The organism is Sulfitobacter marinus (assembly GCF_900116285.1).
GTDB classification, from domain to species: Bacteria; Pseudomonadota; Alphaproteobacteria; order Rhodobacterales; family Rhodobacteraceae; genus Sulfitobacter; species Sulfitobacter marinus.
In genome coordinates this window covers 183,702-197,946 of sequence record NZ_FPAJ01000002.1, presented here as the reverse complement: position 1 = coordinate 197,946, position 14,245 = coordinate 183,702, and the positions used below count along the sequence as shown (strand labels likewise).

Sequence of the window (14,245 nt, the reverse complement as noted above, 5' to 3'; positions counted from 1 at the left end):
AAAACCCACGCTTTCGCGTGGGTCTCGGAAAGAGGGCAATACGAGCTTGCGCCTCGATACCCATATGTAGGGAGAACTGCCCAAAGTCAAGTATTTTGTATAGACAAAACACACTCACAGGCACAGCTTTAGCCTAATTTAAAAATCACGGCTATAACAGTCTGCAAAGGCGGAGGTTTGCAGAATGGCATCAAACTGCCCCCCACTCACCCCATCAACATCGGAAACCAATCTTCCCTCAGGCGTTGGCCCTGCACCATGTCATGCCCCGGAAAGGGCGGCGACGTGGGGCCGGGGCGCTCGGTATAGGTTGCGTCTTCGCCTAGCAGCCGCAGCGAAAAGGCGCGTCTGCGGGTGGTTGACTGGTTGCCGCGCGCGCCGTGCAGGATGCCATAGTTGAACGCCACGGCGTCCCCCGGCTCCATCTGCCATTCGCGGATGTCCATCGCTTCGGTATCGGGATCAGGGACAGGCATATAGGGCGCGGGGTCAAAAAATGCGTCGCCCTTGACCCACCGCGTTGGCAGCACCGGTTTTTCCCACAGGTGTGATCCGGCAACGCAGCGCAGCGTGGCCTCGGTCACGGGATCAAGCGGCGACCAAAAGCTGACGTTCTGCCGCCCTTCGGCGAAATAATACGGCCCATCCTGATGCCACGGGGTTGCCATGGATGTGCCGGGTTCCTTGACCAGCACATGATCGTGAAACAGCTGCACCGTTTTGCTTTGCATCAGGTCGGCCGCCACCTGCGCCACATCCGACCCATGGATAACTTGGGCGAATTCGGGGATCCGTTCCCAATTGCAGTAGTCGTCGAAAAAGCGTCCGGTCTCGCCCGGCTTGTCGTTATTTGATGCATAGGGGCCGGGGTTTTCCATGTTCCGCGCGACACCTGCACGCAAGGCGTCCACATGATCGGCAAACAGCCCCTTGATCAGCACCACGCCATCCCGCTGGTAGCTGTCGATATCGTCTTGAGAAACTAAAGGATGCATCTGCCCGCCCGCTGCTGTTTTGCATCAGCCTAAGCAGCGCCGCAGGAACCGTCCAGCGGTTTAGCTTTTGCGGCGCAACCGGATCACCACATCAACCGATGCGATTTCCGCGCCTTCGGGCGCGTCGGGCAATTGTGCGATCACCAATTGGTCGGACGGTGCGTCGGTCAGGCGGGCCTCGTCTTCCCAAAAGAAATGGGGGTGGTCATGTGTGTTGGTGTCGAAATAGCTTTTTGATCCGTCAACGGTGACTTCTTGCAACAGACCCGCTTCGCAGAACGCGCGCAATGTGTTGTAGACCGTGGCCAGCGACACGGCAGCGCCCTGCCCTTTGGCCGCGTCAAACAGGCTTTCTGCGGTGACGTGGCGATGATGACCGTCGCCAACAAGCAACTGTGCCAACGTCATGCGTTGCCGGGTCGGACGCAGGCCCGCCGTGGCGAGCCATTTGGAACTGGTCTCTTGCATCGCTTTGTTCATTACACACTCATTGTCTGTTCAGGGATGTATATAATGTGCAAACCACCCTCTTTTCAAACAAAAACCCGAAATAGCCATGTTGCTACAACCCTTGCAGGCATAGCGGGCACAATGCTAGACCAAACGCGACTTTGATTATAGCCAGCAGGAGCCGCAGAATTATGGCCGATTACCCCACCAGTTTCGACAAAGAGGCATTGCTGAAATGCGCCCGCGGTGAACTTTTTGGCCCCGGAAACGCACAGCTTCCTGCCCCGCCGATGCTGATGATGGACCGGATCACGGATGTTTCCGCCGATGGCGGCGCGCATGGCAAGGGTCATATCACGGCTGAGTTCGACATCACGCCGGACCTTTGGTTTTTCGATTGCCACTTTCCCGGCAACCCGATCATGCCCGGCTGTCTGGGCCTTGACGGGTTGTGGCAGCTGACCGGCTTTAACCTTGGTTGGCGCGGCTGGCAGGGGCGCGGCTATGCCTTGGGCGTGGGTGAGGTCAAACTGACCGGCATGGTGCGCCCCGACCGCAAGATGCTGACCTACAAGATTGATTTCACCAAGGCGATCCAGACCCGTCGCCTGACCATGGGTGTGGCCGATGGCATCGTCGAGGCAGACGGCGAAGTGATCTATATGGTCAAAGACATGAAAGTCGCGCTGAGCGAGAGTTGATCAGACAGATGGCTTGATTTGTCGCCCCATTGGCGGCAAACCAGAAACAAAGCCGCCCCGCGTTACCATCAGCAAGGCGGCCGCTGAAACAGGGTTAAAAACCCGGCAAGATCAAGGGAGTGCGCCCATGCGCCGCGTCGTCGTCACAGGGTTGGGGATCGTCTCATCCATCGGAAACAACGCTGAAGAGGTGCTTGCATCGCTCAAGGCAGGGACCAGCGGGATCGTTGCGAGCCCTGAAATGACCGAGCACGGGTTTCGCAGCCGCGTTGCAGGTACGCTTAAGATCGACGTGGCAGATCACATCGACAAACGCGCGTTGCGGTTCATGGGGGGTGGTGCGGCCTATGCCTATATTGCCATGGCCCAAGCCATTGCAGACGCAGGCCTGACCGAGGACCAAATCAGCAATCCACGCACCGGCCTTGTGGCGGGGTCCGGCGGGCCGTCAACATCCGCGCTGTTCACCGCACATAACGTGGTGCGTGACACCGGCGCGACCAAACGGATCGGGCCCTTCGCCGTTCCCAAATGCATGTCCTCGACCGTCAGTGCCAACCTGAGCACGGCGTTCAAGATCAAAGGCATCAACTATTCCATCACCAGCGCCTGTTCCACGTCTCTGCACTGCATCGGCAACGCGGCCGAACAGATCATGATGGGCAAGCAAGACGTGATGTTTGCCGGCGGCGGCGAGGAACTGGATTGGACGCTGTCCTGTCTGTTCGACGCCATGGGCGCGATGAGCAGCAAATATAACGACGCCCCTGAAACCGCGAGCCGCGCCTTTGACGCCAACCGCGACGGGTTCGTCATCTCGGGCGGTGGCGGCATGCTGGTGCTGGAAGAATTGGAACACGCGCAGGCGCGCGGTGCCACGATCTATGCGGAAGTAACCGGTTACGCGGCCACATCCGACGGTCACGACATGGTGGCCCCGTCCGGCGAGGGCGGCGAACGCGCCATGCGTCTGGCGCTGCAATCCCTGCCCGAAGGTCGCAAGGTCGGCTATATCAACGCCCACGGCACATCGACCCCCGTCGGCGATGTGGGCGAGATCGAAGCGGTCCGCCGCGTGTTTGGCCAAGGGTCAACGCCGCCGGTCAGCTCGACCAAATCCATGACGGGCCACGCGCAAGGGGCTGCTGGCGCATTAGAGGCGGTTTTCTGTCTGCTGATGCTCAAGCATGACTTTATTACCAAGTCCATCAATGTGGTCGATCTGGACCCCAAGTTGGGCCCCTCCGAAATCGCGCTGGAGCGGGTTGATAATGCAGGTCTGGATTCCGTGATGACCAATTCATTCGGATTTGGCGGCACCAACGGGTCGATGATCCTTTCCAAGTTTAAAGAGTAAGGACAGCACATGTCAGATCTACTTAAGGGAAAACGCGGCCTGATTATGGGCGTCGCGAATGAACGTTCCATCGCATGGGGCATTGCAAAAGCAATGGCCGAGGCCGGTGCCGAACTGGCATTCACCTATCAGGGCGAGGCCTTTGGCTCGCGTTTGAAACCACTGGCCGAAAGCGTCGGGTCGGATTTCATGGTCGATGTGGATGTGACCGATGATGCGTCCTTGGATGCCGCATTCGAACAGCTTGGCGCACGGTGGCCCACGATTGATTTCGTGGTTCACGCCATCGCGTTTTCCGACAAATCCGAACTGACGGGCCGGTTCCTGAACACCAGCCGCGAGAATTTCAAACATTCGCTGGATATCTCGGCCTATTCGTTTATCGAAATCGCTCGCCGCGCCCATCCCTTGATGGTCGAAAACGGCGGCACCTTGATGACGCTCACCTATCAAGGATCAAACCGCGTTGTGCCGAACTACAACGTGATGGGTGTTGCCAAGGCAGCATTGGAGTCCGCGACACGCTATCTGGCGAATGATCTGGGGCCAGAAGGCATCCGCGTAAATGCGATCAGCCCGGGCCCGATGAAAACCCTTGCCGGTGCCGCAATCGGCGGGGCGCGCAAGACCTACAAGCACACCGATATGAACGCGCCGTTGCGGTCAAACGCCACGCTTGACGCTGTGGGTGGCACGGCCGTCTATCTGGCGTCGGATGCGGGGGCCTGCACCACGGGCGAGATCATTCGCGTTGATGGCGGGTTTCATGTGCTGGGAATGCCACAGGCCGAGCATCTTTGACGGTACTGGCGGACCGAGGCGCTGCCCCGGACCCCGGGATTTCAGACCATTTGGAAATAGGGCGCTGCGCTTAGCGTAGCGGTGGGGTTTGGTAGAACCAGACCTTCATGCCGCCATGGGCAATCGCGGGGCCTTGGGGTTTCCACGGTAGTCCCGTTGCTTTGGCCAGTGGTGGCTCAGACGTGACAAGGCCGACGCGCCAGCCCTTGAAACGGGTCAGGAGCGTTTGGCCCAGCGTGCCATAAAGCGGATAGAGCAGTTTTTTGTTGCCGATGCGCCCGCCATAGGGTGGGTTCACGATCACGAGGCCCGGTGGGCCGTCAGGCGGAGTAAGTTCGCCCGCTGCATGGTTTTCAAAATGCACCACATCAGCGACACCGGCGCGTTCAGCATTGGTGCGGCTCATCCGGATGGCACCCGCGTCGCGGTCTGATCCGTAGAACCGCAGGTCGGTCGCCTGAGGCGGTTTAGCGCGTATTTCTTCCCATAGTTCGGGGTCAAAGCTGGCAAGGTTTTCAAAGGCAAAGCTGCGGCTGCGGCCCGGGTTCACGCCCATGGCGATCTCGGCCGCCTCGATCACAAATGTGCCTGACCCGCACATCGGGTCCACGACCGTTTCGGTTCCAGTATAGCCCGCTTGCCGCAGCAGCAGGGATGCCAAGGTTTCGCGCATCGGAGCTTTGCCGATGGCTTCCTTGTGACCGCGCTTGTGCAAAGATTCGCCTGAGGTATCTAGGCTGAGCGTTACGACGTTGTCGTCAATGCGCACCTTGAGGACGAGCGCCGCCTCGGGTGAGATCGTCGCACCAAGGCTTTCGCGCAGGGCTGTTTCGATCCGCTGGGTCGCGGCACCCGCATGGTATATTTTGGACGCTTTGGTTGTCACCTGAACCCGCAAGGGCACATCGGCGCGCAGCACATCCCCCCAAGGGAATTTGCGCGCGCGTTTATCAAGCTGCGCCAGATGGAACGCCATAAAGGACCCGATCCGCGCCAAGACGCGGGACGCCCCACGCAGTTCAAGATTGGCGCGCCAGACCTCGGGCCAGCCGCCCTGCACCGTCACACCACCGGGTGAGAGCGTCGGATTAGCAAAGCCTTTTTCCACGACCTCGGCCAAGAGCACGTCTTCTAGGCCGGGCGTCGAAACGAGGAATATATCAAAGCTGGTATCTGGGTTCATAGACGCTGCTTACTGTGCAACGCCGCGCTATTCGAGCGGTTTCTTTTAAACAGCAGCCCTATCGGCCGTCGCCGGAGTTTTCGAAAACTCCGTACCGGAAAATTTGAATTTTCCGTCGCCAGCGCAGGATGTCCCGCGCTGGCATTGAAAAATCAGGCGATTTTCATCAGCTCAATGTCAAATTGCAGGTCTTTGCCCGCCAAAGGATGGTTTGCATCCAAGGTCACTGTCGCATCGTCCACTTCAACCACCATAACAGGCATGGCTTGGCCATCGGGTGTTTGCATCTGCAACTGTGTACCAACTTCAAGCGGGATATCGGCTGGGATACCTTCGCGCGGCACGGCCTGGCGCATTTCGGGGTTCAGCGGGCCATAGGCGTCTTCGCTGGCAATTTTGACAACTTTCTTGTCGCCGACCTCCATCCCGGGCAGCGCCACGTCGAGGCCGGGAATGATCTGGCCCGAACCGACAACGAATTCCAACGGATCGCGTCCGGCGGAACTGTCAAAGGTGCTGCCGTCCAGCAGCGTGCCTGTATAATGAATAGCAACGGTATCGCCGGATTTAACCTGCGTCATAACAATCTCCAATATGGATGGGGTATAAGTGCAAGAGGCCGCGTGTCTGCGCGGGTGCTCTGGGGTTCACTGGCCAGTGTTTCAAGCCTGCGCGCTGGCGTAAACCCTTATTGGGCTAGTTTTCGGCCTTTTCTGTCCTCCTCACCCGTGCCACTCTCGAAATTGTGCATTCCAAGGGAGGGTCCGATGCCAATTACCACCTGTGTTTTTGACGCTTATGGCACATTATTCGATGTGACATCTGCCGCACGTCAAGCTGCGATCGAGCCGGATTTTTCTGCGCTCAAGGAGAGCTGGCCTCAGGTTGCGGAGCATTGGCGGCAAAAACAGCTTGGCTATTCATGGCTGCGCGCTGTCACAGGCACCCATGTCGATTTTTGGGAGGTCACCCAAAATGCCTTGGACTGGGCGCTTGAGAAAACAGGGCATGCTGATGATCCCGCCCTACGGGCACGTCTGTTGGCGCTGTATTGGGAACTTCAAGCCTATCCAGAAGTCCCCGCAATGCTGCACCAGTTGAAAGAAGCTGGGCTGAATACTGCGATCTTGTCGAACGGATCACCCCAGATGCTGGAGGGGGCCGTGAACTCCGCAGGGATTCAGGAATATCTGGATGCGCTGTTATCTGTCGAAAGCGTTGGTGTCTTTAAACCCGATGCGCGGGTCTATGATTTGGTCAGCCAGCATTTCGGCTGCGCCAAAGACGAGGTTTTGTTTGTGTCGTCAAATGGCTGGGATGCTGCGGCTGCAACCGGATACGGGTTTACAACTGCTTGGGTGAATCGCAACGCAGAGCCGGTTGACCGCATGCCTTGGCGCCCCGTAAACATCCTCAACGAACTTACTGAAATACCAGCGCTAGCAGGTGTCTGATGCCGCATTTCACCTCTTCCGACGGGCTTAACCTGTATTACAGCGACGAGGGCACGGGCCTGCCTATATTGTGTTTGGCTGGGCTGACACGCACCACGGCTGACTTCGATTATGTTACGCCGCATCTGGCGGGCAACCGTCTGATCAAGATGGATTATCGCGGGCGGGGGCAATCGGATTTCGATCCTGACTGGTCGCATTATTCACCCCCTGTTGAATGCCGCGACGCATTGGAATTGCTGGCCCATCTGGGGCTGGATAAAGTTGCGATCCTTGGCACCTCGCGCGGTGGGTTGAACGCAATGGGCTTGGCGATGGGGGCCAAGGACCGCCTGCTGGGCGTGGCGTTCAATGATGTGGGGCCGCATATTGAAACGATGGGGCTGGATGACATCATGCAATTTATCGGCCGCAACCCTGCCGCTAAATCCCACGCCGAATTGGCCACCGCCATGCCCGGTCTGTTTCCTGATTTTAAGGGCGTGCCAGACAGCCGCTGGATGGAAGAAGCGGTCAAGCATTACACTCAGACCGATGCAGGCCTAAAAATCACCTATGACAAACACCTGCGCGATGCGGTGGCCAAGGCGTTCAGTGCCCCATCGCCCGATCTGTGGCCCTATTTCGATGCGCTTGAAGGGCTGCCAGTGGCGTGTATTCGAGGGCTGAATTCAAACCTGCTGAGCGAAGAGACACTGGCAGAAATGGAAAGACGCCGCCCCGACATGATCGTGGGCCGCGTGCCGGGACGCGGGCATATCCCGTTTCTGGACGAACCCGAAGCGGTCGCGGCCCTGCACAAATGGATAGAGGCCATGACATGAATATAGAGATGATCCGCGCTGCTGCTGCCCGCCTTGAGGGTCATGCCCGACGCACGCCACTGCTGAATTCCCCGTTTCTGGATGAAATCGCAGGCCGTCGTGTCTGGGTAAAGCCTGAATGTCTGCAACACACAGGCAGTTTCAAGTTTCGCGGCGGCTGGTCGGCGCTGTCGGCCCTGGACCCTGATACCCGCGCCAAGGGCGTGATTGCGTTCTCCAGTGGCAACCACGCGCAGGGTGTCGCTTTGGCCGCCCAAAGGCACGGGGTGCCTGCTGTCATCATCATGCCATCCGATGCGCCACGGCTGAAAATCGATAACACCCGCGCCCTCGGGGCCGAGGTGGTGTTGTATGATCGCGCAAACGAAAACCGTGATGCCATCGGTGCCAAACTGGCGGCTGAACGCGGGCTAAGCCTGATCAAACCATTCGACGATGCGCAGGTGATTGCGGGGCAAGGCACCACCGGCCTTGAGATTGCAAAGCAAGCCGCCGAGCTGGGCATAACATCCGCCGATGTGATCGTCTGTTGCGGTGGCGGCGGGCTGACCTCGGGGATCGCGCTGGCACTTGAGGCTGACGCCCCCAGCCTGCGGGCGCGCCCTGCCGAACCTGCCGGATTTGATGATGTTGCGCGGTCACTGGCCCAAGGCAGCATTGCGCGCAACCCTGCCCTGTCCGGATCACTCTGCGATGCGATCGTCACGCCGCAACCCGGCAATATTACCTTTCCAATCATGCAACGGCTGTGTGGTCCCGGCCTCGTCGCCACAGATGACGAAGCGCTGCAAGCCGTCGCCCACGCCTTCAACCGGCTCAAGCTCGTCGCTGAACCCGGCGGAGCAATTGCCCTAGCGGCGGCCCTGTTCCGGCGCGATCAGATTGAGGGCGATGATGTCATCGTTACGATTTCCGGCGGGAACGTGGATGCCGATATGTTCGCCCGCGCCCTTGCCACCCTCACGTGACCAATACAAAGGACCCTACCCCATGAAGCTGTTTGATACTGGCGATGTCCGCCTGCATTACCGAGTGGATGGCCCTGATGATGGCGCGCCGGTTGTGTTCGCAAATTCACTTGGCACTGACATGCGCCTTTGGGATCCGATCCTGCCACTGCTGCCCAAGGGGTTGCGGATTATCAGGTTTGATAAACGCGGGCATGGTCTTTCGACATGTCCGCCTGCGCCCTATTCGATGGGCGCTCTTGTCTCGGACACCGAAAAACTGATGGATTTTCTGGGCGTCAAAGACAGTGTATTTGTCGGTCTGTCGATTGGCGGCATGATCGCCCAAGGGCTGGCGACCAAACGGCTGGACCTGATCCGCGCGATGGTTCTGTCCAATACCGCGGCCAAGATCGGCACCCCTGAAATGTGGGCGGATCGTATCAAAGCGGTTCAGGAAAACGGCATCGAAAGCCTTGCGGACGCGATAATGGAGCGCTGGTTCGCCGCCGATTTCCGCGCCACGCCCGAGCTTGAGCTGTGGCGCAATATGGTGACCCGTCAGGAAAACGACGGCTATGCGGGCTGCTCTGCCGCGATTTCCGGCACGGATTTCTACACGCCAACGGCGGGATTGCGTCTGCCGTGTCTGGGCATCGCAGGGTCCGAAGACGGCTCGACCCCGCCCGATCTGGTGCGTGAAACTGTCGATCTGATCCCCGGGTCAAAGTTTCACATCATCCGCAAAACCGGCCATCTGCCCTGCGTCGAGAACCCAGTGGAATACGCGCAAGTGCTAACCGATTTCCTGAAAAGCGTCGGACATGTCTGATATACTTTTGGTTCACGGGTCGTGCCACGGCGCATGGTGCTGGCGCGATCTGATTCCCGAACTGACAGCGCTAGGCCACAGCCCCCGCGCCATTGACCTGCCCAGCCATGGGGCCGATCAGACACCCGTGAATGACGTCACGCTGGACAGCTATGCCAACGCTGTGCTGGCAGCATGCACGCCAGACACCGTTGTCTTGAGCCATTCCATGGGCGGCTTTGTGATCAGTGCAGCCGCTCAAAAGGACCCTGACGCAATGGCACGGCTTATCTACCTATGCGCCTATGTCGCCGCCCCAGGCCTGACACTGGCCGACATGCGCAAACAGGCCCCCAGCCAACCGCTGATGCCTGCAGTCCGGATGCGCGAGGATGGCAAAAGCTTTACCCTTGATCCGACCATGACCGAAGGGTTGTTCTATAACGATTGCCCCGAAGGTGTTGCCGATTTCGCCAACCCGCTATTGTGCGCGCAAGCCGTGGCCCCCACAACCAAAGCGTTGCCTGATACGGCCCGTGCCGACGCCAAGCCGCGCAGCTATATCCGCTGTATGAATGATCAAACCATTCCGCCCGCCTACCAGGTGACAATGACCAAAGACTGGCCAAGCGCGGATGTCTATGAGATGTCCACCGGGCATTCGCCCTTCTTTGCTGCCCCCAAAGGGCTGGCGCAGATTATTGATACGATCCTCAAGAGGTAACACATGGCCGCCAGCGTTTTCGACAGCCCCCTTTATGCGCTGCTTTTCCCGACGGGGGATGCCGGGCGTCTGTTCTCAGACACGGCTGCGGTGCGCGCCATGTTGCTGGTCGAGGGGGCGCTGGCCAAGGTGCAAGGCGCGCTTGGCGTGATCCCCGAGATGAGCGCGGCGGCGATCCACCGCGCGTCGCTCGAAATTCAGGTCGATCCCGGTGCCATCGCAAAAGCAACGGGCGAAAACGGGGTCAGCGTACCGGGGCTGCTGGCGCAGTTCCGCGCCGAAATGCAGGCCCCCGAATTTGCGCAGCACGTTCATTGGGGGGCGACCAGCCAAGACATCATCGACACCGCGCTGATGCTGCGCCTGCGTCAGGCATTGGTGCTGGCCGAAACCGACCTGCGCGCCCTCATTGCATCTCTTGCGGCGGCGGCTGAGGATCACAAAACCCTGCCCCTGCCCGCACGTACCTATGGGCAGCACGCCACGCCCACCAGCTGGGGCGCGGTGTTGGCGGAATGGGGTATGCCGCTGATCGACGCGGTCGAGGAGTTAGATTCCCTGCGTACCACATCTCTGTTCGTGTCCCTGTCAGGTGCCGCGGGCACCGGTTCTGCGCTTGGACCCAAAGCCGCCGAAACCCGCGCCGCACTGGCCAAGGCGCTTGGCCTGAATGACCCCAAACGCAGCTGGCATGTGGATCGCGGTCCGGTCCTGCGCATCGCTGATTGGCAAGGGCGCGTTATGGCGACGCTGTCGCATATGGCGCAATCCATGATGGGGCTGACTGCGACCGGGATCGGGGAAATTGCCCTTGGTGCGCCCGGTGCATCATCGACCATGCCACAGAAGCAAAACCCCGTAGGGCCGTCAGCCATCATCGCGCTTGGGCATCAATTCACCGGCCAACGCGCCACTTTACAGGCGGCCGCGGCGCATCAACATCAGCGCGATGGCGGGGCGTGGTTTGCGGAATGGATGGCCGTGCCGCAACTGGCACTGTGTCTGGCATCAGGCTTGCAACATGCGAAAACCCTGATCGACGGTATCGCCCCGCATCCGGTTCAGATGCACAACGCACTGACGGGCGGGCCGGGTCTGATCCACGCCGAAGCGCTGAGCTTCGCCTTGGCCGAAATCATGCCCCGCCCAGAAGCGCAGGCCGTGACCAAACGATTATGCCGTGACGCACAGGACAAGCAGGTGCCTTTGGGCGATCTGGCCCGTGCCGACTACCCGGAGCTGCCGGCAGGCTTGTTCGACCCCGCCCATCAGATGGGCCATGCCGCGGTGGACGCCCAAGCGTTCGTTACACGCGCGCAGGAGCTTTGACGCGGTGCGACCGGCGGCGTTGTTCATCCTTGCGACTGTTATGATCGATTCCATGGGCATCGGTCTGATCATCCCTGTCATGCCCGATCTTATCGAAGAAGTGCGCGGTGCCAATCTATCGCAAGCAGCCCTATGGGGCGGGGTTCTGGCAACCACCTTTGCGGTGATGCAGTTCCTGTTCAGCCCCTTGGTCGGCAGCCTGTCCGACCGGTTCGGACGCCGCCCGATCTTGCTGACCTCGCTGACAGTGATGGCCTTGGATTATGTGTTAATGGCACTGGCCGGGTCGATTTGGTTGCTGCTTTTGGGCCGTGTGATCGGCGGCATTTCAGCGGCAACGGCGGCCACGGCCAGCACCTATATGGCCGATATTTCTGCCCCGAAAGACCGCGCGGCAAACTTCGGGCTGGTGAGCGCGGGATTTGGCATGGGCTTTGTGCTGGGCCCCGTCGCAGGCGGGTTTCTGGCCGAACTCGGCACCCGCGCGCCTTTCTGGGCCGCAGCGGCGCTGGCCGCCAGCAATGTCGCCTTTGGTTGGGTCGTGCTGAAGGAAACCGTGGCCCCTGAAAATGCGCGGCCTTTGTCATTGCGGCGCGCCAACCCCTTGGGGGCGGTACGGCATCTAGGCGCGCTGCCGGGCATCAAACGTCTGCTGCTGGTCTATTTTCTGTATCACCTAGCCTTTGCTGTTTATCCTTCGGTCTGGAGCTATTTCGGCAAGGCACAGTTCGATTGGTCGCCCGCTCTCATTGGTGCATCGCTTGCCCTTTTCGGGCTATCTATGGCGATCGTACAGGCGGGGGTTATCCGCCCTGTTCTGAAAAACCTCGGGGAGCGCGGCACCGTATTGTTCGGATATGTCTTTAGCGCCGTCACGTTTTTCCTGATCGCCACCGTGACGTCGGGCACAACAGTTTTGCTTTTGACCCCACTGGCGGCACTGGCCGGGGTTATCCCTGTCGCCTTGCAAGGGATCATGTCACAAGCCGTGGCCCAAAACGCCCAAGGAGAACTACAAGGGGTGCTGACCTCTGCTTCGGCCTTGGCAATGGTGGTTGCCCCGCTGGCCATGACCAGCACATTTGCCGCGTTTACTGCGCCCGGCGCTGCGCCTTACTTTCCCGGTGCCCCATTTTTGTTGTCGCTGTTGTTGACCGTGATTGCTGTATCGATTTTCATCCGCTGGCAGCCCCCTAGGGTCACGTCATGAGACCGCGTCTGGCCATTGTTGAGGCTTGCACCTTGCGCGCCGCCGCTTACGCAACCCAAATGGGGGCCAGCCCCCATACCCCCGGGATTTTAATCCATTTGGAAGATAAGGCTGTAAAATGAAGCTTCAGGATCTTGATGTGATTGTGACAGCCCCCCCTGCGCCGGGCTGGGGTGGGCGGTATTGGATATTGGTCAAGGTGACCACGGATACTGGGGTTGTCGGTTGGGGTGAATGTTATGCCTCTTCCGTAGGCCCTGAGGCGATGCGCGCTGTAATCCAGGATGTGTTCGAACGGCATATGCAGGGGCAGAACCCCGAAGACATCGAGCTGATGTTTCGCCGGGTCTATTCGTCAGGTTTTACCCAGCGGCCTGATTTGACGGTGATGGGCGCATTCTCCGGGTTGGAAATCGCCTGCTGGGATATTTTGGGCAAAGACCGTGACCGCCCGGTTTATGCGTTGATTGGCGGGCGGATGAACGAGCGCGTGCGCGCCTATACCTATCTGTACCCGCTTCCCCACCATGACATCGCGGCGTTTTGGACCTCTCCGGAAATGGCCGCGGAATCGGCGCTTGATTGCGTGGCACGCGGTTATACCGCAATCAAATTTGATCCTGCTGGTCCCTATACGATGCGCGGCGGACATATGCCCGCGATGACCGACATCAGCCAATCGGTCGCCTTTTGCAAAGCCATCCGCGATGCAGTGCGCGACAAGGCCGATTTGCTATTTGGCACCCACGGGCAATTCACCACCGCCGGTGCGATACGTTTGGGCCAAGCGATCGCGCCATATAGCCCGCTATGGTACGAAGAGCCGATCCCGCCGGATGCGGTCGAGCAAATGGCGGTCGTTGCCCGCAGCGTCGGTATCCCCGTCGCCACCGGGGAACGCCTGACCACCAAGGCAGAATTCGCGCCAGTGTTGCGCGCCGGTGCTGCTGCTATCTTGCAGCCCGCATTGGGGCGCGCCGGGGGTATCTGGGAAACCAAGAAGATCGCCGCCATGGCCGAAGTGTATAACGCGCAGATCGCGCCGCATCTTTACGCAGGCCCAGTGGAATGGGCCGCGAACATACATCTGGCCGTTTCCATTCCCAACATCTTGATGTGCGAATGCATCGGAACCCCATTTCACGATCAACTGATCAAGGGGAGCATTCAGGTCGAAGATGGATATATTCCTGCCCCGACCGCCCCCGGTTTGGGCATGAACGTGAATGAAGATCTGGCCCGCGCGCATCCCTATGCCGGGTCAGACCTGCATTTGCAGATGCAGGAAGCCCCCTGTGATTACGCCAATGGCAACGCGTTTCAGGGCGGCGCGCCCGTGGACCAAGAAGGGACATAAGCGATGCTAAAATAGCAGGTGCTCGCGCAGTTTAACCGGAAAACGGCGAGCGGGGCAAAAGCACCGATGCCACGCCCGAAGTCAAAGTTGGCCGCGAGAAAA

The 14,245-nt window shown here is 59.5% G+C and carries 15 protein-coding genes; 11 read left to right on the top strand and 4 right to left on the bottom strand.

The window, feature by feature from the left end:
* Positions 1-206: 206 nt before the first annotated feature.
* Both BM347_RS06445 and irrA read right to left on the bottom strand, forming a co-directional pair.
* Positions 207-995: a phytanoyl-CoA dioxygenase family protein gene (locus tag BM347_RS06445; protein WP_093915629.1), complete on the bottom strand. Its 789-nt coding sequence runs from the start codon at positions 993-995 to the stop codon at positions 207-209.
* A gap of 60 nt (positions 996-1,055) precedes the next feature.
* Entirely contained in the window at positions 1,056-1,475 is a 420-nt protein-coding gene (gene irrA, locus BM347_RS06440; RefSeq protein WP_093915628.1) for an iron response transcriptional regulator IrrA, read from the bottom strand.
* A 161-nt stretch (positions 1,476-1,636) separates the two neighbouring features.
* On the opposite strand from irrA, the gene fabA reads away from it, so the two are divergent.
* From fabA to BM347_RS06425, 3 genes are all read left to right on the top strand, one after another.
* A complete protein-coding gene (gene fabA, locus BM347_RS06435) occupies positions 1,637-2,146 on the top strand; it encodes a bifunctional 3-hydroxydecanoyl-ACP dehydratase/trans-2-decenoyl-ACP isomerase (RefSeq protein ID WP_093915627.1) in 510 nt (169 codons plus the stop codon).
* Positions 2,147-2,273: 127 nt separating this feature from the next.
* A complete protein-coding gene (gene fabB / locus BM347_RS06430) occupies positions 2,274-3,503 on the top strand; it encodes a beta-ketoacyl-ACP synthase I (RefSeq protein WP_093916064.1) in 1,230 nt (409 codons plus the stop codon).
* Between the two features lie 9 nt (positions 3,504-3,512).
* Positions 3,513-4,304 carry an enoyl-ACP reductase FabI gene (locus BM347_RS06425; RefSeq protein WP_093915626.1) on the top strand — a complete coding sequence of 264 codons (792 nt, stop codon included), beginning with the start codon at positions 3,513-3,515 and terminating at the stop codon, positions 4,302-4,304.
* Between the two features lie 70 nt (positions 4,305-4,374).
* Here BM347_RS06425 and BM347_RS06420 read toward each other — a convergent pair whose 3' ends face one another.
* Positions 4,375-5,487, bottom strand: a complete 1,113-nt coding sequence (locus BM347_RS06420) for a THUMP domain-containing class I SAM-dependent RNA methyltransferase (protein WP_093915625.1) — start codon at positions 5,485-5,487, stop codon at positions 4,375-4,377.
* Positions 5,488-5,639: 152 nt separating this feature from the next.
* A complete protein-coding gene (locus BM347_RS06415) occupies positions 5,640-6,068 on the bottom strand; it encodes an FKBP-type peptidyl-prolyl cis-trans isomerase (RefSeq protein WP_093915624.1) in 429 nt (142 codons plus the stop codon).
* 186 nt (positions 6,069-6,254) lie between these two features.
* Between BM347_RS06415 and BM347_RS06410 the strand changes: the two genes are divergently transcribed.
* The 8 genes from BM347_RS06410 to BM347_RS06375 all read left to right on the top strand — a co-directional run bounded on the left by BM347_RS06410 (position 6,255) and on the right by BM347_RS06375 (position 14,143).
* On the top strand, positions 6,255-6,941 hold the full coding sequence (locus BM347_RS06410) for a haloacid dehalogenase type II (RefSeq protein WP_093915623.1): 687 nt from the start codon (positions 6,255-6,257) through the stop codon (positions 6,939-6,941).
* The gene (locus BM347_RS06405) at positions 6,941-7,765 is read left to right on the top strand and encodes an alpha/beta fold hydrolase (protein WP_093915622.1); all 825 of its coding nucleotides are present in this window, start codon (positions 6,941-6,943) and stop codon (positions 7,763-7,765) included. The genes BM347_RS06410 and BM347_RS06405 overlap by 1 nt, the downstream gene beginning before the upstream one ends.
* Entirely contained in the window at positions 7,762-8,733 is a 972-nt protein-coding gene (locus BM347_RS06400) for a threonine ammonia-lyase (protein WP_093915621.1), read from the top strand. Before BM347_RS06405 ends, BM347_RS06400 begins: the two co-directional genes overlap by 4 nt.
* 22 nt (positions 8,734-8,755) lie before the next feature.
* Complete coding sequence (pcaD, locus tag BM347_RS06395) at positions 8,756-9,544, top strand: 3-oxoadipate enol-lactonase (protein WP_093915620.1); 789 nt, start codon at positions 8,756-8,758, stop codon at positions 9,542-9,544.
* Positions 9,537-10,247 (top strand): alpha/beta fold hydrolase, encoded by a 711-nt coding sequence (locus BM347_RS06390; protein WP_093915619.1) that lies wholly within the window; start codon positions 9,537-9,539, stop codon positions 10,245-10,247. Before pcaD ends, BM347_RS06390 begins: the two co-directional genes overlap by 8 nt.
* Positions 10,248-10,250: 3 nt before the next feature.
* Entirely contained in the window at positions 10,251-11,576 is a 1,326-nt protein-coding gene (locus BM347_RS06385) for a lyase family protein (protein ID WP_093915618.1), read from the top strand.
* Positions 11,577-11,580: 4 nt separating this feature from the next.
* Positions 11,581-12,786 carry a TCR/Tet family MFS transporter gene (locus tag BM347_RS06380; RefSeq protein WP_093915617.1) on the top strand — a complete coding sequence of 402 codons (1,206 nt, stop codon included), beginning with the start codon at positions 11,581-11,583 and terminating at the stop codon, positions 12,784-12,786.
* A gap of 118 nt (positions 12,787-12,904) precedes the next feature.
* Complete coding sequence (locus BM347_RS06375) at positions 12,905-14,143, top strand: mandelate racemase/muconate lactonizing enzyme family protein (RefSeq protein ID WP_093915616.1); 1,239 nt, start codon at positions 12,905-12,907, stop codon at positions 14,141-14,143.
* Positions 14,144-14,245 lie beyond the last annotated feature (102 nt).

Excerpts from the sequence above, each read along its gene's own strand:
- irrA (WP_093915628.1), bottom strand. The coding sequence starts at position 1,475 with ATGAACAAAGCGATGCAAGAGACCAGTTCCAAATGGCTCGCCACGGCG.
- BM347_RS06390 (WP_093915619.1), top strand. The coding sequence starts at position 9,537 with ATGTCTGATATACTTTTGGTTCACGGGTCGTGCCACGGCGCATGGTGC.
- BM347_RS06385 (WP_093915618.1), top strand. The coding sequence starts at position 10,251 with ATGGCCGCCAGCGTTTTCGACAGCCCCCTTTATGCGCTGCTTTTCCCG.
- BM347_RS06425 (WP_093915626.1), top strand. The coding sequence starts at position 3,513 with ATGTCAGATCTACTTAAGGGAAAACGCGGCCTGATTATGGGCGTCGCG.
- fabB (WP_093916064.1), top strand. The coding sequence starts at position 2,274 with ATGCGCCGCGTCGTCGTCACAGGGTTGGGGATCGTCTCATCCATCGGA.
- BM347_RS06420 (WP_093915625.1), bottom strand. The coding sequence starts at position 5,487 with ATGAACCCAGATACCAGCTTTGATATATTCCTCGTTTCGACGCCCGGC.
- BM347_RS06375 (WP_093915616.1), top strand. The coding sequence starts at position 12,905 with ATGAAGCTTCAGGATCTTGATGTGATTGTGACAGCCCCCCCTGCGCCG.
- pcaD (WP_093915620.1), top strand. The coding sequence starts at position 8,756 with ATGAAGCTGTTTGATACTGGCGATGTCCGCCTGCATTACCGAGTGGAT.
- BM347_RS06415 (WP_093915624.1), bottom strand. The coding sequence starts at position 6,068 with ATGACGCAGGTTAAATCCGGCGATACCGTTGCTATTCATTATACAGGC.
- BM347_RS06410 (WP_093915623.1), top strand. The coding sequence starts at position 6,255 with ATGCCAATTACCACCTGTGTTTTTGACGCTTATGGCACATTATTCGAT.
- BM347_RS06445 (WP_093915629.1), bottom strand. The coding sequence starts at position 995 with ATGCATCCTTTAGTTTCTCAAGACGATATCGACAGCTACCAGCGGGAT.
- fabA (WP_093915627.1), top strand. The coding sequence starts at position 1,637 with ATGGCCGATTACCCCACCAGTTTCGACAAAGAGGCATTGCTGAAATGC.
- BM347_RS06400 (WP_093915621.1), top strand. The coding sequence starts at position 7,762 with ATGAATATAGAGATGATCCGCGCTGCTGCTGCCCGCCTTGAGGGTCAT.
- BM347_RS06405 (WP_093915622.1), top strand. The coding sequence starts at position 6,941 with ATGCCGCATTTCACCTCTTCCGACGGGCTTAACCTGTATTACAGCGAC.